We start from the raw sequence: 25,970 nt of genomic DNA on the forward strand, positions 1-25,970 counted from the left end.
ACAAAGGTGTGCAGGATTGGTATCAGAGCTTGGCGATGGACACTTCGGTGGATTTGACGAAGGCAATCACTTCGCTGCCCACCTTCAATTCCAGGTCGCGCACCGAGCGGGTGGTGATCACCGAGGTGACAATCCCGGAGGCGGTTTGCACGTCGATCTCGGACACCACTTCGCCGAGCAGGATTTCCTTGATCACGCCCTTGAACTGGTTGCGCACGTTGATCGCTTTGATGGTCATGTCGGCTTTCCTTTCACTGTTGGGTCAATCCGCACGAATGCGCAGGCCCTCAAAATGCGCCTTTCACACAAACAACAAAAGGAATAAATAACTATTTATTTATTCCTTAATTGCATATCAAAATCCAACTGTTGCCGATACCAGCCACGTACGCGGCGTAGACAGGGTCAAGCCTGGCGCGCTGTCGCTGGAGGTCGCAGCCGATGCCCAATACGTAGTGTCCAGCACGTTCTCCACGGTGGCGCGCAGGGTTACGGGATTGTCCTTGACCTTGAAGGTGTAGCGCGCGCCCAGGTCATAGCGTTCCCAATTGTCGATCTTCTGTTGGTTGGCGGCATCCAGGTACTGCGCACCGGTATGGATCGCGCGGGCGGTCAGGGTCAGGCCTTGCAGGCGTGGTATATCCCATTCGGCGCCCAGATTGACGTTGGCAATCGGCGCGCCAGTACCGCGCTTGCCGTCCGTGAGCCCCTGGGCAGTCTTGGTCTGCTCGCTGTCGAGCAGCATCACCCCGCCAAGCAGGCGTACGCCCGATACAGGCTCGCCAAACACGTTCAATTCCACACCCTGGTTACGCAACTCACCATTGGGTTTGAAGAAGCCCTGGGTGTCTATACCGTAGGACGGCTGCTTGATCCGGAACAGGCTGGCAGTCATGCCAAAGCTGCCCATGTCGTACTTGGCACCCACTTCCACCTGCTTGCTCTTGGTCGGCGGGAAGATCGCGTTTTCGTTGCGCACTCCGCTGGAAGGCGCGGTTTCGCCCTGGCTCAAACCTTCCATGTAGTTGGTGTACAGGGACAATTGATCAGTCACCTTGACCACCAGGCCGAGGGCCGGCGATGTGGCTTGCTCGTCGTACTCAGGCTGGTCTTTTACACCATTGCTCCATGACGTCACCTGGACCTTTTGCAGACGTGCGCCCAAGGTCAACAGCACGCGTTCATCGAAAAAGCTGAGGGTGTCAGCCAGCGCCAGGCTGGTGAAGCGGTTCTCGGTGTGGGTGCTGGTATCCCAGCGCACGGCCTTGCCTGGACGGGGCAAGACCACCGGGTTGTAGAGGTTGCTCTTGCCCGGCGTGTAGCGCTCGCCGGCGTTGTCGAAATCCATATTGAACTGATTGAGGCTGACGTTGAGGGTGTGCCCCACCGGGCCGGTATCGAACCAGCTGCGAGCGCCGACGGTGACGGTCTTCACGTCTTCGTCACGGCGAAAACTGCGCGGCACCACGGTGAAGTCGCCATTGCTCTGGGTCGCCTGCACACCATGACGCAGGAAGCCATAGTTGCCTTTGCGTGCACCGGCAGCGGCGTAGACCATCAACGAATCGCTGATATCAAACTCACCGCGTACGGCACCAAAGGTGTCCTTGGTATGGGAGTAAGTCCAGGACTGGGCGAAATTGTCGCGGATATCCCGGGCCTTGGGCATCACGCTGCCCCTGGCGACTTCCACGCGCTCCTGGGGGGCATCGGCGGTGCGTTCCTGGCGACCAAGGTCAAGGGACAGGCGCACCCGCTCCTTGCGATAGTCGAGCCCGATCACCGTCATTTCCCGGTCAACCTCCTGGTGATCCCACTCGGTATCGCCGGACTGCTTCACCCCATTGAAGCGCACGCCAAACTGCTGCTCGTCGCCAAAGCGCCGACCGATATCCACCGCACCACCAAACTGCCCGGCCGAGGCGTAGCTACCGGTGAACTCGGTGAGCGGTATCTGCGCAGCGCGCTTGGGCTCGATATTGATCCCGCCGCCAACACTGCCCCGAGGTGCGATACCGCCAAGCAAGGCGCCGGGGCCCTTGAGAATATCGACGCGCTCGACCATTTCCATGTCGATGGCGTAGGTCGGCAACACGCCATACAGGCCGCCGTAGGACACGTCGCTATTGAACAGGCTGAAGCCGCGCACCGAAAACTGCTCGAAACGCCCGCCGGAAGGGTTGGTGATGCGCACCGAGGGGTCACTGGCGACCATTTCGCCGAGAGTCCGGGCCTGGAGGTTTTTCACTGCCTTGGCGGTGTAGGACGTGAGGTTGAAGGGCGTGTCCATAAAGTCGTTATCGCCCAACAGGCCCTGGGCGCCTTTGCGCGTGACCTGCTCACCGGCGTAAGTGTCGGCGACAGGTAGGGCCGCAGCCCCCAGGATCGAGGTGGCCGGCAACTGGTAGGCACCGCCCTGTGGCGCGGGGATCAGGGTATAGGCGCCTTCCCCCACCGCCAGCAATTGCAGGCCCGAGCCTTGCAGCAGGCGCGCGAAGCCTTCTTCGACGGCAAACTCGCCGGAAATCCCGGCGCTTTGTTGGCCGCCAACCAGGGCCGGGTCTACCGACAGGTTGACCCCGGCCAGCCCGGCAAAGCGCGTCAAGGCACTGCCCAGGCTGCCGGCAGGCACCTGATAACTGCGCCGGGCGGCGTCCTCGGCCCAGCTCACAGGAATAAACAACGGGCTGGCACTCAGGCTCAGCACCAGACTCAGGCGCAGTAACGATGGCGGGACGACGGGCATTAAAAGGCTCTCTGTTTTCGTTCACTTGCCTTGGATGACAGGCGAGCCGAAAAAAAGGGACAGAGAAAAAATGCTGATTTTTTGTAGGAGCGAGCTTGCTCGCGAAAAACTTGAGAACGCCGCGATAAACCTGAAGTACTGCGTCATCGTTGACGTCCTTCGCGAGCAAGCTCGCTCCTACCAATGGACCGCCATCAACTGAGGGTTTTGCGCGGTGCCAGCGTGACCCAATAACGCGTGCGCAACTGCACCTGCAGCCCATGGGTGGTGGCCAGCAGGCTGAGGATGCGATCGGTGTCATCCAGACGGAAACTGCCGGTGACACGCAAGGCTTCCAGGCTCGGGTCCCAGCGCAGGACACCCGGGCGATAGCGATCAAGCTCGCGCAGGAAATCACCCAACAACTGGTTCTGCGCCGTCAACACACCGTCACGCCAGCCCAACTGCAAGATGTCGAAAGGACTCGGTGCAGCAAGCCCCAAGGCTTCTAGCCGTGCTTGTTGCCCAGCGTGCATCAAGGTGGTTCGACCGTGCATGTCAAGCACCTGTACCTGGCCCTTGAGTACCGATACCCGACAAGCGTCCGCCAACTGACGCACACAGACCTCGGCCTGGCGGGCAATGACCTGGCCATAACGGGTGTGGACGGTCAGCGCAGTTGCCCCTGGCACGCTCAGTGCCATTTCCCCATCGAGCAGGGTCAGGCGCCGCCGAGCAAGATCCACATCCACCGCGCTGGCGGTGTTCAGTTGCAGGGCGCTGCCATCGGCCAGCGGCAGCTGTTTGCGCTCGCCCGTGGCGGTGTGCAGGTCGGCGCGCCACACGTCGATGGGTAACTGGCGACTGAGCAACCATGCCGCCGGCACCAGTGCTGCCACGCCCAGGGCGCGCTTGAGCACGGCACGCCGACCCGGTTGCGGGCGATCAAGGCTGGCCATGGCCAGGGAGGATGGCAACTCGGCAAAACGCTGGCGCAGCAACTGCGCTTTTTGCCAGGCCTGCTCATGCTGGGGGTGACTATCGCGCCATTGCTGCAAGCCGGTGTGGTCGCGCTCGCCGGCCGTGCCGGATTCCAGCAGCGCCAGCCATTGCGCCGCCGCCCGCGCCACATCCGGTGCGGTGCCGCTCACAGTTCCACCAGCAGGCAATGTTCATAGGCCTGGGCCATATAGCGTTTGACCGTGCGCTCCGAGACCTTGAGCCGCTCGGCAATCTCCCGGTAGCCCAGGCCTTCGAGCTGGCTCCAGAGAAACGCCCGGCGCACCACCGGCAGTAAGCCGTCGAGCAGTTCATCCAGGGCCTGCAGGGTTTCCAGCAGCAACCAGCGCTGCTCCGGAGAGGGCACGCAGTCTTCGGGCAAGCGTGCCAGGGCATTGAGGTAGGCCTGCTCCAGACTGCGCCGCTGATGAAAGTTGACCAGCAAACGCTTGCCCACCGTCACCAGGTAGGCCCGTGGTTCCTGCAGTTGCGCCACTGGCTGGGCACTGGCCAGCACCCGCAGGAACGTATCCTGGCTCAGGTCGGCGGCATCCCAGGCATTGCCCAGGCGCCGGCGCAACCAGCTTTCCAGCCAACTGCGATGGTCGCGGTACAAGGTTTTCAGGCTGGGTTCGGAGGTGGTCGTTGGCAATACTGCATCATTCATGGCAAGCGAACCCTGGGCGGCGCGAGTGAGTCTCAAATGAGATTCATTCTATTTAATATCCCTGAGACACACCATGTTCTTTTTGTCAGGTAGACGGGCGGAGGCTGTTAATCAAGCGTCCTGACCTTGCGTCGCAGCAAATCGATAAACAACCCCAACTCCCGGCTCACCGGTTCGCCCTTGCGCAGCAAGATGCCAAATGGCGCAAGCGTCACCTCCAGCTCCACCGGCAACGCCACCACCAGGCCCATTTTCAAGTAATCGCGCAGCGCGCTTTCGGAGAGGACCATGATCGCGTCAGTCAGTTGAATCAACTGCTGCATGGAATACACCGAACTGCATTCGATGATGTCCGCCGGCAGGGGCAAGGCCTGGTGTTGCAACGCTTCGTCAAAGCCTATGCGCGCGGGGCTGCTTTGCGGTTGCAGGATCCACGGCCAGTCGCTGACCAGTTCGGCCAACGGCAAGCTTGCGCGCTGCGCCAGCGGGTGCCCGGCATGCACCACCACCAGCAAGCGCTCGTTGCCCAGCGGCTCGAAGCTGTAGTGCTCACTGTCGGTTGCGGCGTTACGCCGAGCGATGGCCAGGTCGATGCGTCCTTGCTCCAGCAGTTGGATCACCTGGTCACTGGTGTCGCCCATGATGCGGATGCGCAGTTGCGGGTTGAGGGATTTGATCTGCGCAATCGAGTCCATCACCAGGTCCGGCGCAGCGCCCATGATGGTACCGATTGCCAGGTAGCCATAACCGCCCTGCTGGCGCGCCATCAGGTCTTCGGCGCAGCGGTCCAGGCCGCTGAGGGCCGATTCGGCAAAGCGGATCAACTCCTTGCCCAGCGCCGTGGGGCGCATGCCACGGGGCAGGCGCTCGAACAGGTCGCAGGCAAACATGTCCTCGATTTCGCGCAGCATGCGGGTGGCCGCCGGTTGCGACATGTTCAAGGCCTGGGAGGCGCGGTGCAGATTCTGACTGGAACTCAAGGCCACCAGCATATGCAAATGCTTGTAGCGCAGGCGGTTGAACAGGCTGCGGGAGATCAGCGGACTACTCATTTTTTTCCTTGTTATCGATACCTTGAGGGTATCGGCTGTAAGCGAGATTCGATTTGTAGCGCATTGCTCGGCCGCCGTACAGTCCGGCCCATAAGAACAAAGCCTTACAAAAGGATTTCGAGATGACCACACTGCCCGCGCCCCTGCTCGCCAAGATTTCCTGGCGACTGCTGCCCTTCCTGCTGCTGATGTACATCATGGCCTTCCTCGACCGCGCCAACGTCGGGTTCGCCAAACAAGCCTTCCAGGCCGACACTGGCCTGAGCGATGCCGCCTTCGCCTTTGGCGCCGGGGTGTTTTTCGTCGGCTATGCGTTGCTGGAAGTGCCAAGCAACCTGATCTTGCATCGCGTCGGCGCCCGTCTGTGGATGTGCCGGATCATGGTCAGTTGGGGCCTGGTTTCAGCGGCAATGGTGTTTGCCCACAACGAAACCAGCTTCTACATCCTGCGCTTTCTGCTGGGCGTGGCCGAAGCCGGGTTCTTCCCCGGCGTGATTCTTTACCTCACCTATTGGTTTCCCCAGGCCGCGCGTGGCAAGGCCATGGGATTCTTCTACTTTGGCGCCCCCCTGGCCTTTATTTTCGGTAGCCCGCTGTCTGGCCTGCTCCTGGAAATGGACGGCTTCGTCGGCCTGCATGGCTGGCAATGGCTGTTCGCCGTGGAAGGCCTGATGGCTTCGGCGGTGGGCATCTGGGCTTATTGGTACCTGGACAATCGCCCCGCCGACGCCAAGTGGCTGAGCGTTGAAGAGCGCCGCCAGATCCAGGACCTGCTCGATGCCGAAGACCAGCACAAAGGCTCCCATGGCCGCAGCCTGCTCAGCGTGCTGTGCCAGCCGTCGGTGCTGTATCTGTGCCTGGTCTACCTGCTGATCCAGGCCAGTGTCTACGGCGTGGTGTTTTACCTGCCAACCCAGGTCGGTGGCCTGCTCGGCACCAAGGTCGGGCTGATGGTCGGGCTGGTCTCGGCGATTCCCTGGGTGTGCGCGCTGTTCGCCGCGTGGTGGATCCCCGGTTATTCCGACCGCAGCGGCGAGCGCCGGCGCACTGCTTCCTTGACCCTGTTGATGGCCGCCGCCGGCATCGCCTGCTCGGTCACCTTCGCCAACCCGTGGCTGGGCATGCTCGCCCTGTGCTTCGCCGCCTCCGGTTTCATCGCCGTGCAGCCAGTGTTCTGGACCTTTCCCTCCAGCTACCTGGCGGGCAGCGCGGCGGCGGCCGGCATCGCCTTGATCAACTCCTTTGGCGCACTCGGCGGGTTTATCGCGCCGGTCCTGAAAAACTGGGCGGAAAACGCCTTCCACTCCCCGGCAGCCGGCCTGTACCTGCTGTCCGCCACCACGGTACTGGCTGCGTTGCTGGTGCTGGGTATCCATTCTCCCGGCCAAAAAGCGTCGAACACGCCGGCCACTGTTTAACTCCAGGAGTTACACCATGGGCAACATCACCATCAAACACGTGCGCGCTTTTGTCTTGCGTGGCGGCGGCGCGGATTATCACGACCAGCCCGACGGCCACTGGATCGACGACCATATTTCCACGCCCATGAGCAAATACCCCGAGTACCGCCAGAGCCGCCGCAGCTTCGGGATCAATGTGCTCGGCACCCTGGTGGTAGAGATTGAAGCCAGCGACGGCACCGTCGGTTTTGCCGTCACCACCGGAGGCGAGCCTGCTGCCTATATCGTCGAGAAACACTTGGCGCGCTTCCTTGAAGGTGCACGAGTCACCGATATCGAGAAGATCTGGGACCAGATGTACCAGTCCACCCTGTATTACGGGCGCAAGGGTTTGGTGATCAACACCATTTCCGGGGTGGACCTGGCGCTGTGGGACCTGCTCGGCAAGATCCGCCAGGAACCGGTGCACCAATTGCTCGGCGGTGCGGTGCGCGATGAATTGCAGTTCTACGCCACCGGCGCGCGCCCGGACCTGGCGCAGAAGATGGGTTTTATCGGCGGCAAGATGCCCCTGCACCACGGCCCCGCCGAAGGTGAAGAAGGATTGCGCAAGAACCTTGAAGAGCTGGCGACCATGCGTGAACGGGTCGGCCCGGACTTCTGGCTGATGCTCGACTGCTGGATGAGCCTGGACCTCAACTACGCCACCAAACTGGCGATTGGCGCCCATGAACACGGCTTGAAATGGATTGAAGAAGCACTGTCCCCCGATGATTACTGGGGTTACGCAGCCCTGCGCAACAACGTACCCAAAGGCATGCTGGTCACCACCGGCGAACACGAAGCCACTCGCTGGGGTTTCCGTATGCTCCTGGAAATGGGCTGCTGCGACATTATCCAGCCGGATGTCGGCTGGTGCGGCGGCTTGACCGAACTGGTGAAAATCTCCGCCCTGGCCGATGCGCACAACGCCATGGTGGTGCCACATGGCTCCTCGGTCTACAGCTACCACTTCGTCGCCACCCGGCAGAACAGCCCGTTTGCCGAATTCCTGATGATGGCGCCCAAGGCCGACGAAGTGGTGCCGATGTTCCACCCGCAACTGCTGGGCGAGCCGGTACCGGTCAATGGTCGCATGCGCCTGTCAGTGCTGGACAAGCCAGGCTTCGGCGTGGACCTGAACCCCGATTGCCAACTGCATCGTCCGTATAACCGCTAAGGAGTCTCGCCATGCAAATGCCTCATAACGCGTTCAAGGCCGGCCTGCGCCAGGGCGCCAGCCAATACGGGATCTGGGCCGGCTTCGCCACCGGCTACGCTGCGGAAATCGTCGCCAGCACCGGTTACGACTGGATGTTGATCGACGGCGAGCACGCACCCAATACCGTGCCCAGTGTGCTCAACCAATTGCAGGCGGTAGCGCCCTATAGCACCGCGCCCGTGGTACGCGCGGTCAACGGCGATGCCAACCTGATCAAGCAACTGCTGGATATCGGCGCGCAGACCCTGATGATCCCCATGGTCGAAACCGCCGAGCAGGCCCAGGCCCTGGTGCGCGCCATGCGTTATCCACCCCATGGCATCCGTGGCGTGGGTGGCGGCCTGACCCGCGCCACGCGCTGGGATGGCGTGGACAACTATCTCAATACGGCCCATCAAGAGCTGTGCCTGATCGTGCAGGTGGAGTCGCGCCTGGGTGTGGACAACGTCGAGGCCATCGCTGCCGTCGAAGGGGTGGACGCGGTCTTTATCGGCCCCGCCGACCTGTCCATCGGCCTCGGCCATGCGGGCAACCCCAGCCACCCCGAAGTGCAGGAGCGTATCCAGCACGCGGTCAACGCCACCCTCGCGGCGGGTAAGGCTTGCGGCATCCTCGCGCCCAATGAAGAGGATGCACGCCGCTACCAGGCCTGGGGCTGCCGCTTCATTGCAGTGGCGATTGATATCAGCCTGCTGCGCCAGAGCGCCCTGAGCACCCTCGCCCGCTACCGCCCTGCCGCCGACGCGAAAGCGCCGTCGCGCACTTACTGAGGAGCCTGCCATGTCATCCGTTCCGGTTTACCAGAACTTTATCAACGGCCGCTTCACCCCAAGCAGCGCCCATATCGACGTGTTCAACCCGGCCACCGGTGCGCTGCTGTCCAAGGTGCCGGCCGCCACCGCCGAGGATGTCGACCAGGCCCTGGCCGCCGCCCGTGCCGCGCAACAGGGCTGGGCACGCAAGCCGGCCATCGAGCGCGCCGGGCACTTGCGCCGGATCGCCGCCAAACTGCGGGAAAACGTCGCCCACCTGGCCCGCACCATTACCCTGGAACAGGGCAAGATCAGCAGCCTGGCTGAGGTTGAAGTCAACTTCACCGCCGACTACCTCGACTACATGGCCGAATGGGCGCGCCGCATTGAAGGCGAAATCATCACCAGCGACCGGCCCAACGAAAACATCTTCCTGTTCCGCAAGCCCCTGGGCGTAGTGGCGGGGATCCTGCCGTGGAATTTCCCGTTCTTCCTCATCGCACGCAAGATGGCCCCGGCGCTGTTGACCGGCAACACCATCGTGATCAAGCCCAGCGAAGAAACGCCGAACAACTGCTTTGAATTCGCCCGCCTGGTGGCCGAGACCGACCTGCCGGCCGGGGTGTTCAACGTGGTCTGCGGCGACGGCCAGGTCGGCGCGGCCCTCACCGCCCACAAGGGCGTGGACATGATCAGCTTCACCGGCAGTGTCGCGACCGGCTCGCGGATCATGACCGCGGCGGCACCAAATATCACCAAGCTCAACCTGGAACTGGGCGGCAAGGCGCCGGCGATTGTCCTGGCCGATGCCGACCTAACACTGGCGGTCAAGGCCATCCGTGATTCGCGGATCATCAACAGCGGCCAGGTGTGCAACTGCGCCGAGCGGGTGTATGTGCAACGCAGCGTCGCCGACCAGTTTATCGAGCGCATCAGCGCGGCGATGGCCGCCACCCGCTACGGCGACCCACTGGCCCAGGCCGATGTAGAGATGGGCCCGCTGGTCAACCGCCAGGGCCTGGACAGCGTCAACCGCAAGGTGCGCACCGCCCTCGCCCAGGGCGCAACCCTGGTCACGGGCGGGCAGATTGCCGACCTCGGCGCAGGCTTTCACTTCCAGCCCACGGTATTGGCCGGTGGTCGCGCCGACATGGATATCATGCGCGAAGAAATTTTCGGCCCGGTGCTGCCAATCCAGATTATCGACGACCTCGACGAAGCCATCGCCCTGGCCAACGACTGCGACTATGGCCTGACCTCCTCGATCTATACCCGCGACCTGAGCAAGGCCATGCATGCGGTGCGCGAGCTGGACTTTGGCGAAACCTACGTCAACCGCGAGAACTTCGAGGCGATGCAGGGCTTCCATGCCGGCGTGCGCAAGTCCGGAATCGGCGGTGCCGATGGCAAGCACGGCCTGTACGAGTACACCCATACCCACGTGGTGTACCTGCAGGGCTGAAGTGGTGCAACGGGCGCTGGCACGCGAGTGCCGCCCCTTACAACAACCCTGCCAACAAGGATTGCGCAATGAGCATTGCCAACCTCTACAACGGACCGATCATCGACAGCCACCTGCACCTGTTCGACCCACGCCGCCCCCAGGGCATCCCGTGGCCCGAACCGGGCAACCGCCTGTATGCCGCGCATTTACCCCAGGATTACTGGGCACTGGCAGCCGAACACCAGGTGATCGGCGCGATTGCCGTGGAAGCCAGCCCCTGGCGCGACGACAACCATTGGTTGCTGGAAACCCTGCGCAGCGATGCGCGCATGCTCGGTTTTGTCGGCAATCTCGACCCGTTGCACCCGCAGTTTGCCGTCGACCTTGCAGCGCTCGCCTACGAACCGCTGTTCCTTGGGCTGCGCTACGGCAACCTGTGGCAGCGTGATTTGCTGGAGGACCAAACGCGCCCCGGGTTTATCGACGGCCTGCGCCAGCTCGCCGATTGCGGCCGCTGCCTGGACAGCGCCAACCCCGACCCACGGTTGGTCAAGGGCCTGCTGCACCTGAGCGATGCCCTGCCCGAGTTGCGCATCATTGTCGATCACCTGCCCAACGCCCAGGTCCCTGCGGGCCTGGAAGCGGCCTACCACGCCGACCTGTTGCGCCTGGCTGAACGGCCCAATGTGTTCGCCAAGCTGGCAGAAATCCCACAGCACGGACCTGCCGGTTTGATCGTCGACACCGCGTTCTACAACGACCGCCTGGCCGTGCTGTGGGAGGCCTTTGGCGAAGACCGCTGCTTCTTTGGCAGCGACTGGCCCAACAGCGATCACCTCGCCGATTTCGCCGCCACCCTGGGCCTGGTCAAACGCTGCATGGCTGATCAGCCACAGGCCGTCCAGGACAAATTCTTCCTGCATAACGCCGTGCGCATCTACAGCCCGACACTGCCCCCTGGAGGCCTCTGATGCCGACCCGTGCCTTTCGCATGAACCTCAACCCCGGCATGGCCGCCGAGTACCGCCGGCGCCATGCACAGATCTGGCCGGAACTGGCCCAGGCCCTGCGCGATGCCGGCGTGCTGGACTATCGGATCTTCCTCGACGAGTCCACCCATGCGCTGTTCGCGGTGTTGACCCATACAGACAAGCATGGCCTGGATGCCCTGCCCGGCACCGCGCTGATGCAACGCTGGTGGCAGTACATGCAAGACATCATGCCCAGCCACCCGGATAACTCGCCGGTCAGCGTGGATCTTGAACCGATGTTCAGCCTCACGCCCGACTGAGCCATTGGCCCCTTCACCACAACAATAAAAAGGATTCGAACACGTGGAAATCATTCTCCTCGGTGTGATTCTGCATTTCATCGGTGGCTTCGCCTCCGGCAGTTTCTACATCCCCTACAAAAAGGTCGGTGGCTGGGCCTGGGAAAGCTACTGGATCACCGGCGGCCTGGTGTCATGGTTGATCGTACCGTTGATTGCCGCGCAACTGACCGTGCCCGGCTGGATCGAGATCCTGCGCAACGCCGACACCAGCACCCTGCTCTGGACCTATCTGTTCGGTGTGCTGTGGGGTATTGGCGGGCTGACGTTCGGCCTGACCATGCGCTACCTGGGGCTGTCCCTGGGTATGTCGCTGATCATGGGCCTGACCTCGGCCCTTGGCGCCTTGATGCCAGCCTTGTACCGCGACCTGTTCACCCACGAGACAGAGGGCACCCTGACTTCGATGCTTGCTTCACAAGGCGGGCACTGGGTGCTGTGGGGTGTGGCGGTGTCGCTGATCGGTATTGCGGTGTGCGGCAAGGCCGGGTTGATCAAGGAACGGGAAGTGTCCCAGGCAGTGAAGTTCGCCAGCGTCAGCGAGTTTGCCCTGGGCAAGGGCATGCTAGTGGCGGTGATTTCCGGGGTGTTGAGCGCGTGCTTCAGCTACGGCATTTCCGCCGGGCGCCCACTGGCCGCAGCAGCGGTGGAACATGGCGCCAACAGCCTGTTCCAGAACAACGTGACGTTCATGGTGATCATGTGGGGCGGCCTGACCACCAACGGTATCTGGTGCCTGTGGCTGAACTGGCGCAACCGCACGTTCCATAACTACACCGACCGCAGCACCCCGCTGTTGCGCAATTACCTGCTGGTGGCGTGCGCCGGGACCCTGTGGTTCCTACAATTTTTCTTCTACGGCATGGGCGAAAGCCGCCTGCAGAACGACGCCAGTTCGTGGGTGCTGCACATGTCCTTCATCATCATTGTGTCCAATTGCTGGGGCCTGTATTTGCGCGAATGGCACGGCACCAGCGCGGCCAACAAAGGCGTGCTGATGGCCGGGATCGCGGTGATCCTCGGCGCCATCGCGATGGTTGGCTACGGTAATTACCTCGGCTGAGGCCGCAATGCTTTTTGGTAGGAGCGAGCTTGCTCGCGAAGAACCTGAGGGCGCCGCGTTTAGCCGCTAAGCCCGCGTTATCGTTGACGTTTTTCGCGAGCAAGCTCGCTCCTACAACAGCGTTACATTTTTTTCAGGAGATTTCCCATGTTGCTAGCAGATAAAACCGTGATCATCACCGGCGCCTCCCGTGGCATCGGCCGCGCCGCCGCCCGCGAATGTGCGCGCCAGGGCGCCCGCGTGGTGATCGGCCATAGCGCCAGCGAGCAAGGCACCCAAGCCGCTCTGTCGTTGATCGAAGAGATCCGCGCCTTCGGCGGCCAGGCCATTGAAGTGGGTGGCGATGCCGCCGACCCGGACACCGGCGACACGTTGGTGGCCGCTGCGGTCAAGGCCTTTGGCAGTGTCGATGTGTTCGTCAATAACGCCGGTATCTGCCCGTTCCACTCGTTCCTCGACATGCCGCGCGAGGTGTACCTGAAGACGGTCAATACCAACCTCAATGGCGCGTACTTCGCCGTGCAGGCAGCCGCCAACCAGATGAAGAACCAGGGCCGTGGCGGTGCAATCATTGCCGTCAGTTCCATCAGCGCCCTGGTGGGCGGCGGCATGCAGACCCACTACACGCCGACCAAGGCCGGCCTGCATTCGTTGATGCAGTCCTGCGCCATCGCCCTCGGGCCGTATGGCATTCGCTGCAACTCGGTATTGCCGGGGACCATCGCCACCGACATCAACAAGGAAGACCTGGCTGACGAGGAAAAACTCGCCTACATGACCTCGCGCACACCCCTGGGCCGTTTGGGCGAACCGGACGACGTCGCCGAGCCGATCGTGTTCCTGGCCTCGGACATGGCGCGCTATGTAACCGGCGCGTCGTTGCTGGTGGACGGCGGGTTGTTCGTCAACTTGCAGTAACTCCGCCCGCCCACACGCCACTGATCCAGTGTGGGAGCGGGCTTGCTCGCTCCCACAAGGGGTCTCTGTGTGCCTGAAATTTGTGTTTTACCCCTGATAAAAACAATAAGACCCAAGGAGCACCCATGCGCATCAACCTCCCCCTGGCCCTGCTGTGCTGCACGGTTTCCACCTGCACCCTGAGCGCCGGCCTGCTCGCCCCCAACTCCCCCGCCATGCTCGGCGACTGGAACGGCCTACGCCCGCAACTTGCCGAGCAAGGCTATGACTTCACCCTCAAATACGTCGGCGAAGTGGGCTCCAACCTCGGCGGCGGCTACGACTCCCATATGACCGCCCGCTGGAGCGATCAGTTGATCCTCGGCGTAACCATGGACCTGCAAAAACTCTGGGGCTGGCAGGATGCGAGCTTTCGCATCGGTATCGGCGAACGCCATGGCAAAGACATCACCAACGACCGCGTGCATCACCCCGACGCCACCGGCCTGACGTCTACCATGGAAGTGTTCGGCGGCGGCAATGCCTGGCGCCTGTCGCAGTTCTGGTACGAGCAGAAGTTCTTCGAGCGCAAGCTGGCCGTGAAACTGGGGCGCTTCGGCCATGGTGAAGACTTTGACCAGTTCCCTTGCGAGTTCCAGAACGTCACCCTGTGCGGCTCCCAGGAGGGCAACTGGAATGGCGTGTGGAACAGTTTCCCCATCAGCCAGTGGGCGGTGCGCGCCAAGTATCAGTTCACCGATGAGTTCGCAATGCAGGTGGGGGCCTATGACAAAAATCCTGGAAACGCCGAGGCGAGCAATGGCTTCAAGCCGTTTATCAGTGGCTCCCAAGGCACCAGTTTCCCCATCGAAGCCATCTGGAAGGGACGGATCGGCGGACTGAGTTCGGAGTACCACGCCGGTTACTACTACGCCAATGCCGACACCAAGGACATGCTCAAGGACGCCGACGGCAACTACGCGGCCAGCAGCCAGAAACCCTACCGGATGTATTCGAGCAATGCCGGCTGGTGGTTGTCGGGCCAACAGCAACTGACCACGGTCGATGGCAACAACAAACGTGGGCTTAACGTGTTTGCCAACCTGACCATGAACGATCCAGACAAGAGCGTGATCAAGAGCCTGATCCAAGTGGGCGTGATCTACCGGGGGCCCTTTGACGTACGGCCGGATGACACCTTTGGCATCGGTGCATCGAAGTTGCAGGTCAGCGACCGCTACACCGACAACACCCAGGCGCTAAACGCGCGCAATGGTGTGGCTGGCATGGATGATCCGCTGTATGTACCTGAGCAACGGCGCGAATACAGCTACGAGATCAACTACGGCGTACAGGCCACAAAATGGCTGATGGTGCGGCCCAACCTGCAATACGTGAAATACCCCGGTGGCCTAACTCAAACCAGTGGTGCAGTGGTGGGCGGCGTGCAGTTTATTGCGGACTTCTGAGCCCGCTCAGAACGTGGTGCCCGGCCAGCGGTGCTCAAGCATTTTGCGCTCCGCTGGCAGGCCTCTCCAGGTTGGGGGAATTCGGACCATCAACGCATTGCCACAATCGTTCCCACCAACACCACCGGCCACGCCAACATCGCCGCACGCCATCCCCAGGGCGCGTGCCGCAGTTCCATAAACCCATCGGCAATCACCCAGGCCTTGGCCACCGCTGCCAACACCACCACCCACCACCATCCCGCAGCGCCGGACATGACGGTGCCCACACTCAGCAGTAGCAGCACGACCCAGCACGCCAGCAGCCTCACAACACGTACACCAACGGAAACAGCACCACCCACACCAGATCCACCATATGCCAATACAACGCCCCGGACTCAAACCCCGACTGACGCCCCGGACCATAGGCCCGCTGCCAGCAGCGCAACGCCAGCCACGCCAGAATCAGCATGCCCAACAGCACATGCAAAAAATGAAATCCGGTCAAAATCCAGTACAAGGTAAAGAACGTGCTGTGCTCCAGGCCCAGCCCGGCAGCGGCCAGGTGTCCGTACTCGCTGAGTTTGATCCACACATAGACAAGCGCCACCAACAACCCCAGCACTAACAACCCGGCCGCCCACCGCGAGCGGCCGGCAAGTACCTGTTGCTGCGCCAACGCCGCCAGCAGTCCTGCGGTCAGCAGGCTCAAGGTCATCGCCAGGCCAGTGGAGGTGTCCAGCTGTGCGCGGCCCTCGGCAAAGGCCTCGGGTCGTAGCGCCTGGGTCACAGCAAAGGCAAGGATCAGAATCGCAAACACCGAGAGTTCGGCGAGGATAAAGAACCACATCGCCAGGTCACCCGGTAGGCGCCGCTCAACTGAAATGAACATCGACCACGTCCATCAGGGCCGCGACGGTTTGCGGGTCATCGCTCAGCGCTTCTGCCAGGCAAGCCATGCAGGCTTCGCGCGGGGGCATGCCGGCGGCAATCAGACGGGCGGTGAAGATCAGCAAGCGGGTGGATGCCACTTCTTCCAGGTCATGCTGGTCAAGCCGGCGCAAGGCTTGCCCCAGACGCACCACCTGGGCCGCCAAAGCGCTATCCACCTGGGCTTCGCGGGCGACGATGCGCTCTTCTTCCACTGTTGATGGATAACCAAAGCGCATCGCCACAAAACGCTGGCGGGTGCTGGGTTTCATGCCCTTGAGCAGGTTCTGGTAACCGGGGTTGTAGGACACCACCAACATGAACGACGGCGGCGCCTTGAGGACTTCGCCGGTGCGCTCCAGGAACAACTCGCGACGGTCATCGGCCACCGGGTGCAGGACCACGGCAGTGTCCTGCCGTGCCTCGACCACTTCATCCAGGTAGCAAATGCCCCCTTCACGCACCGCCCGGGTCAACGGGCCATCCTGCCACCAGGTGCCCTGGGCGCCGATCAGGTGGCGGCCAATCAGGTCGGCGGCGCTGAGGTCGTCGTGGCAGGCCACGGTGTACAGCGGCAATTGCAGACGGTGGGCCATGTGCTGGACGAAACGGGTCTTGCCGCAACCGGTGGGGCCCTTGATCAGCACCGGCATGCGGTGGCGCCAGGCGTTTTCGAACAACTCGTGTTCGTTGTTGACGGCTTGGTAGAAGGGTTCAGTCATGGCACACCTTGCATGGACAGCGGGTTTGACCGCCACGCTACGGGGACCTGCGACAACCTGGCAAGCCGTACTCAAGGCAAACTTGATCGCCGTCAAGCGGTCATTCACCCACCCCGACATAGTCTCTGCTGGCACTAAGAACCTGCGCTCTACCCGGATCGCAAAGGTCTTGCCTGAGGAGATAATGGAATGCTGACTCGCAACAAAACACCCTTCGTACTGACGCTGGCCAGGCTCAGCTGCGCGCTGGCCCTGGCCCTCTCAACCCAGGCCTTCGCGGCTGCACCCGCACCGGCTACAGCCATGGTCAAGAGCCCCGGCGCGCCCGACTTGAGCCAAGCCGAGTTCGATGCCTCGAAGCAGATCTACTTTGAGCGCTGTGCCGGTTGCCACGGTGTGTTGCGCAAGGGCGCCACCGGCAAGCCGCTGACCCCGGACATCACCCAGGCCCGGGGCCAGGCGTATCTGGAGGCCTTGATCACCTATGGCTCCCCCGCCGGCATGCCAAACTGGGGCACCTCCAATGCGCTGACCAAGGCGCAGATCACCAGCATGGCGACCTTCATCCAGCACACTGCGCCAACGCCGCCGGAATGGGGCATGGCCGAGACCCTCAAGACCTGGAAGGTACTGGTCAAGCCCGAAGACCGTCCGAAGAAGCAACTGAACACGCTCAACCTGGAAAACCTGTTCTCCGTCACCCTGCGTGACGACGGCAAAATCGCCCTGATCGACGGCGACAGCAAGAAAATCGTCAAGCTCATCGACACCGGCTACGCCGTGCATATCTCGCGGATTTCCGCTTCGGGCCGCTACCTGCTGGTGATCGGCCGTGACGCCAAGATCGACATGATTGACCTGTGGCCCGTCGAGCCGACCAAAGTCGCCGAGATCAAGGTGGGCATCGAAGCCCGCTCGGTCGAGACCTCCAAGTTCAAGGGCTATGAAGACAAGTACGCGATCGCCGGTTCCTACTGGCCGCCGCAGTTCACCATCATGGACGGCGAAACCCTGGAGCCCAAGCAGATCGTGTCCACCCGTGGCATGACCGTGGACAAGCAGGAGTACCACCCGGAGCCGCGTGTGGCGGCGATCATTGCTTCCCACGAATGGCCAGAGTTCATCGTCAACGTCAAGGAAACCGGCAAGGTCATGCTGGTCAACTACCAGGACATCAAGAACCTCACCATCACCACCATCGACGCCGCACCGTTCCTGCATGACGGTGGCTGGGACAGCACCCACCGTTATTTCATGACGGCGGCGAACAACTCCAACAAGGTCGCGGTAATCGACTCCAAGGAGCGCAAGCTCACCGCCTTGGTGGATGTGGGCAAAACCCCGCACCCCGGCCGTGGCGCCAACTTTGTACACCCGCAATACGGTCCGGTGTGGGCCACCAGTCACTTGGGTGACGGCGGTATTTCGGTGATTGGCACCGACCCGGTCAAGCATCCGCAGTACGCCTGGAAGCAAGTGGAATCGCTCAACGGCCAGGGCGGTGGCTCGCTGTTTATCAAGACCCACCCCAACTCGCGGCACCTGTACGTCGACACCACCCTCAACCCCGACACCAAGCTCAGCCAGTCGGTAGCCGTGTTCAACATCGACAAGCTCGACGCCGGCTACACCGTGCTGCCGATTGCCCAGTGGTCGGGCATCAAGCAAGGCGCCCTACGCGTGGTGCAGCCGGAATACAACAAGGCCGGCGATGAAGTGTGGTTCTCGGTGTGGAACGGCCAGGAAGAGGAATCCGCGCTGGTGGTGGTCGATGACAAGACCCTCAAGCTCAAGAACGTGATCAAGGACAAGCGCCTGATTACCCCGACCGGCAAGTTCAATGTCTACAACACCCAATTCGACATTTATTGAGCTTCATCAACAAGAGGCAACCGAATGAAAAATATCCTGCTCGCACTGATCGCCCTGGGCTCGGCATTGAGCCTGTCCAGCGCAATCGCCGACGACGGCGCGGCGCTGTTCAAGAGCAAACCCTGCGCCGCCTGCCACACCATCGACAGCAAGATGGTGGGGCCGGCGCTCAAGGAAGTCGCAGCGAAGAACGCCGGGGTCAAGGACGCAGACAAGACTCTGGCCGACCACATCAAGAACGGCACCCAGGGTAACTGGGGACCGATCCCGATGCCTCCAAACCAAGTCACCGATGCACAAGCCCTGACCCTCGCCCAATGGGTGTTGAGCCTCAAATAAGCACAAGGAGCACGCCATGCAAGTCTCGATGATCGGTTCGGCCATGGCGCTGCTTTTCCTCATTCCTGCGCCGGTGCATGGAGCACCGGCGCCTGCACGCCAGGTCCAGCTGGAACACCTGCTGACCCAGGACTGCGGGGCCTGCCACGGCCTGCACCTGACCGGCGGCCTGGGACCGGCGCTGACCCCGCAAGCCCTGGCCGGGCAGACCCGCGACACCCTGATTGCCACCGTGACGTATGGCCGCCCTGCCCTGGCGATGCCTGGCTGGGCGCCATTGCTCAATGCCGGCGAGATTGCCTGGCTGGTGGACCGCCTCCTGCAAGGAACCCCTGCGCCATGATCCGTCCCCTGCTTGCCTGTATTGCCAGCCTGTTGCTCACGGCTTGTGCCCAACCACCGTTACGGGGTACCGGCGACCTGGGCCTGGTGGTGGAACGTGCCACCGGCAGCCTGCTGATTATCGACAGCAGCCATCAGGCCCGGCTGGGCCGGGTCGAGGGACTGGGTGACTTGTCCCATGCCTCGGCGGTGTTTTCCCGCGACCAGCGCTACGCCTACCTGTTTGGCCGTGACGGCGGGCTGACCAAGGTTGACCTGCTGACCCAGCGCATCGACAAACGCCTGATCCAGGGCGGCAATAGCATCGGCGGTGCGATCAGCCAGGATGGGCGCTTGATTGCCGTGTCCAACTACCAGCCCGGCGGGGTCAAGGTGTTCGACGCCGTGACCCTGCGCCAAGTGGCGGACATCCCGGCCACGCCCCTGGCCAATGGCAAGCGCTCGCGGGTGGTGGGACTGGTGGATGCGCCGGGGCAGCGCTTTGTGTTCAGCCTGTTCGATACCGACGAGATCTGGAGCGCTGATTTCAGCCAGGGCAATACCCCGGCCATCACCCGCTTCACCGGCATTGGCCGCCAGCCCTATGACGCCTTGATCACTGCCGATGGCCGCTACTACATGGCCGGTCTGTTTGGCGAGGATGGCATGGCCCAGCTCGACCTGTGGCACCCCGAGCATGGGGTCAAGCGCGTGCTCGCCGACTACGGGCGCGGCCAGGAAAAACTGCCGGTGTACAAGATGCCGCACCTGGAAGGCTGGGCCGTGGCTGACAACCAGGCCTTCGTGCCCGCCGTGGGCCGCCACCAGGTGCTGGTGATGGACGCGCGCACCTGGCAACAGACCGCTGCCATCACCGTGGCCGGCCAACCGATTTTTGTCACCGCACGGCCTGACGGGCGCCAGTTGTGGGTCAACTTTGCCTACCCGGACAACGACCGGGTGCAGGTACTCGACAGTGAAACCCACCGGGTGGTCGCCGACCTGCGCCCCGGCCCCGGTGTGCTGCACATGGAATTCACAGGGCGCGGTGAGCAGCTGTGGTTGTCGGTTCGCGACGGCCAGCAGGTGCAGGTCTGGGACCCTTATCGCCTGACCTTGCTCAAGACCCTGCCGGCCGACAGCCCCAGCGGCATCTTCTTCAGCAACCGCGCACAAAAAATGGGGTACTGAGATGGAACTTGATGAACTGACCGCACGCCTGATCGACCGCTATCAACACGGCATGCCACTGTGCGCCGAGCCTTATGTGGAAATGGCGCAAGACCTGGGTTGCAGCGAGCGCGAGCTGATGGCCTGCCTGCAACGCCTGGAACTGGCGGGGGCGCTGTCGCGGATCGGACCGGTGTTCGATCACTGCCGTGCCGGCGCCAGTACCCTCGCCGCCCTGGCGGTGCCCGCCGAACGTCTGGAGCAGGTGGCGGCGCGCATCAGCCGCTACCCCGAGGTCAATCACAACTACGCCCGCGAGCATCACTACAACCTGTGGTTTGTGCTGACCGGGCCCAATCGTCGCCATCTGGAACAGATTCTCGACGAGTTGGAGAAGGACACCGGCCTGATCCCCCTGGACCTGCCGATGCTCACCGCTTACCGCATTGACCTGGGTTTTGCCCTGGGAGTCCATCCGTGATCGCCCCGCTGAACCATGAACAATTGCTCGACCTGCGCCAGTGCCTGGAGCGCGGGCTGCCGCTCGTTTCGCGCCCCTATGAAAACCTCGCAGAGCAGATCGGCGCCCATCACCTGCAGGTGTTGCAACAGATGCAACAGTGGCAGGAGCAAGGCCTGTTTCGCCGCGTGGGCCTGGTGCTCAACCACCGCGCCCTGGGTTTTGTCGCCAATGCGATGCTGGTGCTGGATGTGCCCGACGCACTGATCGATGAAGTCGGCCAGCGCCTGGGCCGCGCACCGGGGATCACGCTCTGCTATCAGCGGCCACGGCGCCTGCCGCACTGGCGCTACAACCTGTTCTGCATGGTCCACGCCCGTGAGCGCGAAGCGGTACAGGCGCAGATCCAGGCGCTGCTGGAGCAGCATCTGCTCAGCGACCTGCCCCACCACCTGCTATTCAGCACACGCATGTTCAAGCAATGCGGCGGACGTTTTGCGCCGCCGCCGTCACAGGTATGGGCCCATGGATGAACTCGACCGGCAGTTGATCAACCGCCTGCAACGCGGCCTGCCTCTGGTGCGTCACCCATGGCAGGCGGTGGCTGGCGAGCTGCACAGCACGCCCGACGAGCTGCTCGACCGCCTGCACCTGCTGCTCGAAGACGGCGTGCTCACGCGCTTCGGGCCGATGTTCGATATCGAGCGCCTGGGCGGCGCGTTCACCCTGGCCGCCCTGGCAGTGCCCGAATCACGCTTTGAACAAGTGGCAGCGCAACTCAACGATCTGCCGCAAGTGGCCCACAACTACCGACGCGAGCATCACTGGAACATGTGGTTTGTCCTGGCCTGCGCTACCGGCGAGGACCTCGACCAGACCCTGTCGCATATCCACACCATTACCGGGCTTGAGGTGCTTAACCTGCCCAAGGAGCAAACCTACCATGTCGGTCTGTACTTCCCGGTTTGACGAGACCCTGGCCCAGCGCTTGATTCATTTGACCGAGGCCGGCCTGCCCCTGGTTGAAGATCCCTGGACCTGGCTCGCCGAACAACTGGGCATCAGCGTCGAATCCACCCTCGACCTGCTCAAGCGCTTACAGGGCGAAGGCGCGATCCGCCGGATCGCCGCCGTGCCCAATCACTATCGCCTGGGCTACCGCCACAACGGCATGACCGTGTGGGATGTGTGCGATGAACAGATGCCGCGCCTGGGTGAGCTGATCGGCGCCCAGCCATTTGTCAGCCACTGCTATCGCCGGCCCCGGCGCGGGGATTGGCCCTACAACCTGTTCGCCATGGTGCATGGCCGCAGTCGTGAAGAAATCGACAGTTACCGTGAACACCTGCGTTTCTTGCTGGGCGATGCCAGCCGGGCGGACGAGATGCTGGTGAGCAGTCGCATCCTGAAAAAAACCGGCCTGCGCTTGGCCCCTCCTCGCTCCTGTAGGAGCTGGCTTGCCAGCGAAGATCGTTAACGATAACGCGGGCATCCTGGATGAACGTGTCGCCGGGGCGTTTTTCGTCGGAACGCCGCCCAGAGACAAGCTCGCTCCTACAACAAGGAACATCTTATGCTTAGGATCAGTCATTACCTGCGCACCCTGGCCGGCCAATGCCCACCACCGCGCAGCGCCAAACCGGGCAGCCCGCGCGCGCCGGTGGTGATCTGGAACCTGCTGCGCCGCTGCAACCTGACCTGCAAGCACTGCTATGCCACCAGCGCCGACAGTGTGTTCCGCGATGAACTGGACACCGAGGCAGCGCTGAAGGTGATTGATGATCTGCACGAGGCCGGGGTCAAGGTGTTGATCCTCTCGGGCGGCGAGCCACTGCTGCGCGAAGACCTGTTCCAACTCAGCGCCTATGCCCGCGCCAAGGGCTTTTTCGTGGCGCTGTCGAGCAATGGCACGCTGATTGATGAAGGCAATATCCAGCAGATCGCCGCCGCACGTTTTGACTATGTGGGCATCAGTATCGATGGCTTGAAGGCGACCCACGATGCCTTCCGCCAGAGCGAGGGCAGTTTCGAGCGCTCGATGCATGCTATCAGCCTGTGCCGCCAGGCAGGGATCCGCGTGGGCCTGCGCACCACCCTGACCCAGGAAAACCATGCACAGCTACCGCAACTGCTGGCTTTAATGCGTGAATACGATGTGCAGAAGTTCTACCTCTCACACCTCAACTACAGCGGACGCGGCAAGCGCAGCCGGCAACTGGACGCCCATCAGCAGATGAGCCGCGACGCCATGCTGATGATTTTCCAGCAGGCCTGGAGCGACATCCAGAACGGCGTACCCAGCGATTTTGTCAGCGGCAACAACGACGCCGACGCCGTGTTGTTGCTGCAATGGGTGCACCAGCACTTGCCGGAACACTACCCGCAACTCGAACACCTGCTGCATGCCTGGGGCGGCAATGCCTCGGGCAGCGGTATCGCCAATATCGACAACACCGGCGAAGTACACCCGGACACGTACTGGTGGCAACACTCGGTGGGCAATGTGCGCCGCACCTCGTTTCGCGAAATCTGGCTAGAGCGCCCCGATCCACTGCTACTGCGCCTGCGCCAACACCCACGCGAGATCGGTGGCCGTTGCACCGAGTGCCACTGGCTGGGCATCTGCAACGGCAACACGCGCACCCGCGCCTGGGCCGGCGGCGACCTCTGGGGCCCGGACCCCGGTTGTTACCTCAGCGACGCAGAAATCGCCCATTCGCCGCCCACTTTGATTCCTTGCTCGGCACGCTGAACCACCGGCCGGTCACCTGGTGAAACAACCGGGGGCCGCCAACCTGATGATGAACCAAGGAAGTCTCATGCACTCATCCCACGCGTTACCCTCGGTGCTGCACAGCCCTTTCCACCCCGGCGAAGTCGCCTTGGTTGGCGCCGGCCCCGGTGACCCACGACTATTGACCCTGCGCGCCTGGAGCCTGCTGATGCAGGCCGATGCCGTGGTGTTCGACCGCCTGATCAGCGCTGAATTGCTGACCCTGATCCCACTGACCTGTGCCCGGCATTACGTGGGCAAGGCCAGCGGTTATCACAGCCTGCCTCAGGATCAGATCAACGAGTTGCTGGCTGCACTGGCCCAACAGGGGCAGCGGGTGGTGCGGCTCAAAGGCGGCGATCCATTCGTCTTTGGCCGCGGTGCCGAAGAGCTGGAATACCTGCTGGCGCAAGGTGTGTCGTGCCAGGTGGTACCGGGCATCACGGCGGCCTCCGGCTGCAGTGCCTATGCGGGTATCCCGCTGACCCACCGTGACCTGGTCAACTCGTGTCGCTTCGTCACCGGGCATTTGCAGCGCGACGGCGAATTGAAGTTGCCGTGGGACAGCCTCGCCGACAGCAGCCAGACCCTGGTGTTCTACATGGGCCTGTCGAACCTGGCGATGATCGCCGAACGCCTGATCGATGCCGGCCTACCCGCAGACACCCCGGCGGCGTTGATCTGCAATGGCGCCCGCACCGACCAGCAGGTGCATCGCGGCACCCTGCGCCTGCTGCCCGCCCTGGCCTTGATGTGCGAGCCCGGTGTGCCGACCTTGACGGTGATCGGGCATGTGGTCGATCTGTTTGCCGATGCGGCCCTGCACTACCCCGCCAGCCTCGCCCCCGGTCACTTGTCAGTGTCCAGGGTGGCGGTATGAAACGCCTGTGGTTGCTGCCGCTGTTGTGGGCCAGCGCGGCCCACGGCGCACCGGATGCCGCCGCCGATTACCAGCAGCATTGCCAAAGCTGTCACGGCGTCAACCGGGTCGGCAGCAGCGGCCCGGCGTTGTTGCCCGAGAGCCTGGGGCGGATCAAGCCGGCCGAGATTCGCCAGGTGATCGAACAAGGCCGCCCGGCCAGCCAGATGGCCGCATTCGCTCCGCTGCTGACAGCGCAACAGATCGACGGCCTGGTGAGTTTCCTGCAACAGCCGCCCGCCACGCCCGCGACCTGGAACGAGCAGGATATGCGCAGCAGCCACCGCCAGTTAGCCGACCTCAGTCAACTGCCCAGCACCCCACAACATCGTGCCGACCCGCTGAACCTGTTTGTGGTGGTGGAGTCCGGCGACCATCACATCGACATTCTCGACGGTGATCGCTTTGAAGTGCTCGATCGCTTTGCCTCGCACTTTGCCGTACACGGCGGGCCGAAGTTTTCCCCGGACGGGCGCTTTGTGTACTTTGCTTCGCGCGACGGCTGGATCAGCCTGTACGACCTGCACAACCTCAAGCTGATCGCCGAGATCCGCGCCGGCCTCAATACCCGCAACCTGGCGGTGAGCAAGGACGGGCGCTGGGTGCTGGTGGGCAATTACCTGCCGGGCAACCTGGTGGTGCTGGATGCGCGCGACCTGTCGCTGGTCAAGACCCTGCCTACGGGCTCGCGGGTCAGCGCGGTGTATACGGCGCCGCCGCGCCAGAGTTTTATCGTCGCCCTCAAGGATGTGAATGAGGTCTGGGAGTTGTCCTACGCGCCAGCCCTCCCGAACTTCGAGCCCCGGCGCATCCAGGCCCAGGATGTGCTGGATGACTTTTCCTTTTCCCCCGACTACCGCCAACTGCTCGCCACCTCGCGCAAGGCCGGCGGCGGGCAAGTGATCGACCTCGATTCCGGGCAGGTGGTCACCAACATCGCGCTGGCGGGCATGCCCCACCTGGGTTCGGGGACTTACTGGCAACGCAACGGGCAGTGGGTGTTTGCCACGCCGAATATCAGCAAGGGGCAAATTTCGGTACTCGACCTCAAGACCTGGAAGCTGATCAAACAGATCCCTACCCTCGGGCCGGGGTTCTTTATGCGCAGCCACAGCAACTCGCGCTATGTGTGGAGTGATGTGTTTTTTGGCCCGGACAATGACGCGATCCACTTGATCGACAAGCAGACCCTGGAGATCGCCCATACGCTGCGGCCCATGCCGGGCAAAACGGCGGCGCACGTGGAGTTCACCCGGGATGGGCGCTATCTGCTGTTGAGCATTTGGGATCGCGAAGGTGCGTTGATCGTCTATGACAGCCAGACGTTGCAGGAGGTCAAGCGCATTCCTATGAACAAGCCTTCGGGTAAATACAACGTGGGGAATAAGATCGAGTTTGCGGAGGGGACTTCGCATTGATGCAA

At 62.5% G+C, this 25,970-nt stretch carries 28 protein-coding genes; 20 read left to right on the plus strand and 8 right to left on the minus strand.

Annotation, left to right across the window (positions count from 1 at the left end; genetic code table 11):
* Positions 1-22 precede the first annotated feature (22 nt).
* The 5 genes from BFQ03_RS11150 to BFQ03_RS11170 all read right to left on the minus strand — a co-directional run bounded on the left by BFQ03_RS11150 (position 23) and on the right by BFQ03_RS11170 (position 5,443).
* Positions 23-238, minus strand: a complete 216-nt coding sequence (locus BFQ03_RS11150) for a TOBE domain-containing protein (RefSeq protein WP_003173733.1) — start codon at positions 236-238, stop codon at positions 23-25.
* Between the two features lie 117 nt (positions 239-355).
* Positions 356-2,746, minus strand: coding sequence for a TonB-dependent receptor (locus tag BFQ03_RS11155; protein ID WP_065943092.1), 2,391 nt, complete (start codon positions 2,744-2,746; stop codon positions 356-358).
* A 194-nt stretch (positions 2,747-2,940) separates the two neighbouring features.
* The gene (locus BFQ03_RS11160; RefSeq protein ID WP_065943093.1) at positions 2,941-3,876 is read right to left on the minus strand and encodes a FecR domain-containing protein; all 936 of its coding nucleotides are present in this window, start codon (positions 3,874-3,876) and stop codon (positions 2,941-2,943) included.
* Entirely contained in the window at positions 3,873-4,391 is a 519-nt protein-coding gene (locus tag BFQ03_RS11165) for a sigma-70 family RNA polymerase sigma factor (protein WP_032861279.1), read from the minus strand. Before BFQ03_RS11165 ends, BFQ03_RS11160 begins: the two co-directional genes overlap by 4 nt.
* 107 nt (positions 4,392-4,498) lie before the next feature.
* Positions 4,499-5,443 carry a LysR family transcriptional regulator gene (locus BFQ03_RS11170; RefSeq protein WP_032861280.1) on the minus strand — a complete coding sequence of 315 codons (945 nt, stop codon included), beginning with the start codon at positions 5,441-5,443 and terminating at the stop codon, positions 4,499-4,501.
* A 122-nt stretch (positions 5,444-5,565) separates the two neighbouring features.
* Between BFQ03_RS11170 and BFQ03_RS11175 the strand changes: the two genes are divergently transcribed.
* From BFQ03_RS11175 to BFQ03_RS11215, 9 genes are all read left to right on the plus strand, one after another.
* Positions 5,566-6,861 carry an MFS transporter gene (locus BFQ03_RS11175; RefSeq protein ID WP_032861281.1) on the plus strand — a complete coding sequence of 432 codons (1,296 nt, stop codon included), beginning with the start codon at positions 5,566-5,568 and terminating at the stop codon, positions 6,859-6,861.
* 16 nt (positions 6,862-6,877) lie between these two features.
* Positions 6,878-8,062 (plus strand): L-rhamnonate dehydratase, encoded by a 1,185-nt coding sequence (gene rhmD / locus BFQ03_RS11180; RefSeq protein WP_032861282.1) that lies wholly within the window; start codon positions 6,878-6,880, stop codon positions 8,060-8,062.
* Between the two features lie 11 nt (positions 8,063-8,073).
* Positions 8,074-8,874, plus strand: coding sequence for an aldolase/citrate lyase family protein (locus tag BFQ03_RS11185; protein ID WP_032861283.1), 801 nt, complete (start codon positions 8,074-8,076; stop codon positions 8,872-8,874).
* Positions 8,875-8,884: 10 nt separating this feature from the next.
* Positions 8,885-10,318, plus strand: coding sequence for an aldehyde dehydrogenase (aldA, locus tag BFQ03_RS11190; protein ID WP_065943094.1), 1,434 nt, complete (start codon positions 8,885-8,887; stop codon positions 10,316-10,318).
* 68 nt (positions 10,319-10,386) lie between these two features.
* On the plus strand, positions 10,387-11,271 hold the full coding sequence (locus tag BFQ03_RS11195) for an amidohydrolase family protein (protein WP_065943095.1): 885 nt from the start codon (positions 10,387-10,389) through the stop codon (positions 11,269-11,271).
* The gene (gene rhaM / locus BFQ03_RS11200; RefSeq protein ID WP_174553283.1) at positions 11,271-11,591 is read left to right on the plus strand and encodes an L-rhamnose mutarotase; all 321 of its coding nucleotides are present in this window, start codon (positions 11,271-11,273) and stop codon (positions 11,589-11,591) included. The genes BFQ03_RS11195 and rhaM overlap by 1 nt, the downstream gene beginning before the upstream one ends.
* A gap of 43 nt (positions 11,592-11,634) precedes the next feature.
* Entirely contained in the window at positions 11,635-12,693 is a 1,059-nt protein-coding gene (rhaT, locus tag BFQ03_RS11205) for an L-rhamnose/proton symporter RhaT (RefSeq protein WP_032861287.1), read from the plus strand.
* Positions 12,694-12,840: 147 nt separating this feature from the next.
* Positions 12,841-13,611 carry an L-rhamnose 1-dehydrogenase Lra1 gene (locus tag BFQ03_RS11210; RefSeq protein WP_065943096.1) on the plus strand — a complete coding sequence of 257 codons (771 nt, stop codon included), beginning with the start codon at positions 12,841-12,843 and terminating at the stop codon, positions 13,609-13,611.
* 125 nt (positions 13,612-13,736) lie between these two features.
* Positions 13,737-15,059 carry a carbohydrate porin gene (locus BFQ03_RS11215; RefSeq protein WP_065943097.1) on the plus strand — a complete coding sequence of 441 codons (1,323 nt, stop codon included), beginning with the start codon at positions 13,737-13,739 and terminating at the stop codon, positions 15,057-15,059.
* Between the two features lie 89 nt (positions 15,060-15,148).
* Here the strand turns inward: BFQ03_RS11215 and BFQ03_RS11220 are convergent, their stop codons facing one another.
* From BFQ03_RS11220 to BFQ03_RS11230, 3 genes are read right to left on the minus strand one after another with little or no spacing between them, the layout of a single operon-like run.
* Positions 15,149-15,346: a cytochrome C oxidase subunit IV family protein gene (locus BFQ03_RS11220; RefSeq protein WP_275656696.1), complete on the minus strand. Its 198-nt coding sequence runs from the start codon at positions 15,344-15,346 to the stop codon at positions 15,149-15,151.
* A 20-nt stretch (positions 15,347-15,366) separates the two neighbouring features.
* Entirely contained in the window at positions 15,367-15,933 is a 567-nt protein-coding gene (locus BFQ03_RS11225; protein ID WP_032861291.1) for a cytochrome c oxidase subunit 3, read from the minus strand.
* On the minus strand, positions 15,917-16,693 hold the full coding sequence (locus BFQ03_RS11230) for a CbbQ/NirQ/NorQ/GpvN family protein (RefSeq protein ID WP_065943098.1): 777 nt from the start codon (positions 16,691-16,693) through the stop codon (positions 15,917-15,919). The genes BFQ03_RS11225 and BFQ03_RS11230 overlap by 17 nt, the downstream gene beginning before the upstream one ends.
* Before the next feature lie 303 nt (positions 16,694-16,996).
* Here BFQ03_RS11230 and nirS point away from each other — a divergent pair, with 303 nt between their 5' ends.
* The 11 genes from nirS to BFQ03_RS11290 all read left to right on the plus strand — a co-directional run bounded on the left by nirS (position 16,997) and on the right by BFQ03_RS11290 (position 25,965).
* Positions 16,997-18,565 (plus strand): nitrite reductase, encoded by a 1,569-nt coding sequence (gene nirS / locus BFQ03_RS11240; RefSeq protein WP_223820038.1) that lies wholly within the window; start codon positions 16,997-16,999, stop codon positions 18,563-18,565.
* Between the two features lie 24 nt (positions 18,566-18,589).
* Positions 18,590-18,904: a c-type cytochrome gene (locus BFQ03_RS11245; protein WP_032861294.1), complete on the plus strand. Its 315-nt coding sequence runs from the start codon at positions 18,590-18,592 to the stop codon at positions 18,902-18,904.
* A 16-nt stretch (positions 18,905-18,920) separates the two neighbouring features.
* On the plus strand, positions 18,921-19,247 hold the full coding sequence (locus BFQ03_RS11250) for a c-type cytochrome (protein WP_029291245.1): 327 nt from the start codon (positions 18,921-18,923) through the stop codon (positions 19,245-19,247).
* The gene (locus tag BFQ03_RS11255; protein WP_032861295.1) at positions 19,244-20,416 is read left to right on the plus strand and encodes a cytochrome D1 domain-containing protein; all 1,173 of its coding nucleotides are present in this window, start codon (positions 19,244-19,246) and stop codon (positions 20,414-20,416) included. Before BFQ03_RS11250 ends, BFQ03_RS11255 begins: the two co-directional genes overlap by 4 nt.
* A 1-nt stretch (position 20,417) precedes the next feature.
* The gene (locus tag BFQ03_RS11260) at positions 20,418-20,876 is read left to right on the plus strand and encodes an Lrp/AsnC family transcriptional regulator (RefSeq protein WP_032861297.1); all 459 of its coding nucleotides are present in this window, start codon (positions 20,418-20,420) and stop codon (positions 20,874-20,876) included.
* Positions 20,873-21,388, plus strand: coding sequence for a siroheme decarboxylase subunit beta (locus BFQ03_RS11265; RefSeq protein WP_065943101.1), 516 nt, complete (start codon positions 20,873-20,875; stop codon positions 21,386-21,388). The genes BFQ03_RS11260 and BFQ03_RS11265 overlap by 4 nt, the downstream gene beginning before the upstream one ends.
* Entirely contained in the window at positions 21,381-21,824 is a 444-nt protein-coding gene (locus BFQ03_RS11270) for an Lrp/AsnC family transcriptional regulator (RefSeq protein WP_032861299.1), read from the plus strand. The genes BFQ03_RS11265 and BFQ03_RS11270 overlap by 8 nt, the downstream gene beginning before the upstream one ends.
* Positions 21,799-22,332 (plus strand): siroheme decarboxylase subunit beta, encoded by a 534-nt coding sequence (locus BFQ03_RS11275; protein WP_065943102.1) that lies wholly within the window; start codon positions 21,799-21,801, stop codon positions 22,330-22,332. Before BFQ03_RS11270 ends, BFQ03_RS11275 begins: the two co-directional genes overlap by 26 nt.
* A 96-nt stretch (positions 22,333-22,428) precedes the next feature.
* Entirely contained in the window at positions 22,429-23,607 is a 1,179-nt protein-coding gene (nirJ, locus tag BFQ03_RS11280; protein WP_065943103.1) for a heme d1 biosynthesis radical SAM protein NirJ, read from the plus strand.
* 67 nt (positions 23,608-23,674) lie between these two features.
* Positions 23,675-24,508 carry a uroporphyrinogen-III C-methyltransferase gene (gene cobA / locus BFQ03_RS11285; RefSeq protein ID WP_032861305.1) on the plus strand — a complete coding sequence of 278 codons (834 nt, stop codon included), beginning with the start codon at positions 23,675-23,677 and terminating at the stop codon, positions 24,506-24,508.
* The gene (locus BFQ03_RS11290) at positions 24,505-25,965 is read left to right on the plus strand and encodes a cytochrome D1 domain-containing protein (RefSeq protein ID WP_065943104.1); all 1,461 of its coding nucleotides are present in this window, start codon (positions 24,505-24,507) and stop codon (positions 25,963-25,965) included. Before cobA ends, BFQ03_RS11290 begins: the two co-directional genes overlap by 4 nt.
* Positions 25,966-25,970: the final 5 nt, after the last annotated feature.

Source organism: Pseudomonas sp. 25 R 14 (assembly GCF_900004755.1).
Taxonomy (GTDB): Bacteria; Pseudomonadota; Gammaproteobacteria; order Pseudomonadales; family Pseudomonadaceae; genus Aquipseudomonas; species Aquipseudomonas brenneri.

Bases quoted from the DNA above. Each gene is read 5' to 3' on its own strand.
- BFQ03_RS11150 (WP_003173733.1), bottom strand. From the start codon at position 238: ATGACCATCAAAGCGATCAACGTGCGCAACCAGTTCAAGGGCGTGATC.
- BFQ03_RS11155 (WP_065943092.1), bottom strand. From the start codon at position 2,746: ATGCCCGTCGTCCCGCCATCGTTACTGCGCCTGAGTCTGGTGCTGAGC.
- BFQ03_RS11165 (WP_032861279.1), bottom strand. From the start codon at position 4,391: ATGAATGATGCAGTATTGCCAACGACCACCTCCGAACCCAGCCTGAAA.
- BFQ03_RS11170 (WP_032861280.1), bottom strand. From the start codon at position 5,443: ATGAGTAGTCCGCTGATCTCCCGCAGCCTGTTCAACCGCCTGCGCTAC.
- BFQ03_RS11175 (WP_032861281.1), top strand. From the start codon at position 5,566: ATGACCACACTGCCCGCGCCCCTGCTCGCCAAGATTTCCTGGCGACTG.
- rhmD (WP_032861282.1), top strand. From the start codon at position 6,878: ATGGGCAACATCACCATCAAACACGTGCGCGCTTTTGTCTTGCGTGGC.
- BFQ03_RS11185 (WP_032861283.1), top strand. From the start codon at position 8,074: ATGCAAATGCCTCATAACGCGTTCAAGGCCGGCCTGCGCCAGGGCGCC.
- aldA (WP_065943094.1), top strand. From the start codon at position 8,885: ATGTCATCCGTTCCGGTTTACCAGAACTTTATCAACGGCCGCTTCACC.
- BFQ03_RS11195 (WP_065943095.1), top strand. From the start codon at position 10,387: ATGAGCATTGCCAACCTCTACAACGGACCGATCATCGACAGCCACCTG.
- rhaM (WP_174553283.1), top strand. From the start codon at position 11,271: ATGCCGACCCGTGCCTTTCGCATGAACCTCAACCCCGGCATGGCCGCC.
- BFQ03_RS11210 (WP_065943096.1), top strand. From the start codon at position 12,841: ATGTTGCTAGCAGATAAAACCGTGATCATCACCGGCGCCTCCCGTGGC.
- BFQ03_RS11215 (WP_065943097.1), top strand. From the start codon at position 13,737: ATGCGCATCAACCTCCCCCTGGCCCTGCTGTGCTGCACGGTTTCCACC.
- BFQ03_RS11225 (WP_032861291.1), bottom strand. From the start codon at position 15,933: ATGTTCATTTCAGTTGAGCGGCGCCTACCGGGTGACCTGGCGATGTGG.
- BFQ03_RS11230 (WP_065943098.1), bottom strand. From the start codon at position 16,693: ATGACTGAACCCTTCTACCAAGCCGTCAACAACGAACACGAGTTGTTC.
- nirS (WP_223820038.1), top strand. From the start codon at position 16,997: ATGGTCAAGAGCCCCGGCGCGCCCGACTTGAGCCAAGCCGAGTTCGAT.
- BFQ03_RS11245 (WP_032861294.1), top strand. From the start codon at position 18,590: ATGAAAAATATCCTGCTCGCACTGATCGCCCTGGGCTCGGCATTGAGC.
- BFQ03_RS11250 (WP_029291245.1), top strand. From the start codon at position 18,921: ATGCAAGTCTCGATGATCGGTTCGGCCATGGCGCTGCTTTTCCTCATT.
- BFQ03_RS11255 (WP_032861295.1), top strand. From the start codon at position 19,244: ATGATCCGTCCCCTGCTTGCCTGTATTGCCAGCCTGTTGCTCACGGCT.
- BFQ03_RS11260 (WP_032861297.1), top strand. From the start codon at position 20,418: ATGGAACTTGATGAACTGACCGCACGCCTGATCGACCGCTATCAACAC.
- BFQ03_RS11270 (WP_032861299.1), top strand. From the start codon at position 21,381: ATGGATGAACTCGACCGGCAGTTGATCAACCGCCTGCAACGCGGCCTG.
- BFQ03_RS11275 (WP_065943102.1), top strand. From the start codon at position 21,799: ATGTCGGTCTGTACTTCCCGGTTTGACGAGACCCTGGCCCAGCGCTTG.
- nirJ (WP_065943103.1), top strand. From the start codon at position 22,429: ATGCTTAGGATCAGTCATTACCTGCGCACCCTGGCCGGCCAATGCCCA.
- cobA (WP_032861305.1), top strand. From the start codon at position 23,675: ATGCACTCATCCCACGCGTTACCCTCGGTGCTGCACAGCCCTTTCCAC.
- BFQ03_RS11290 (WP_065943104.1), top strand. From the start codon at position 24,505: ATGAAACGCCTGTGGTTGCTGCCGCTGTTGTGGGCCAGCGCGGCCCAC.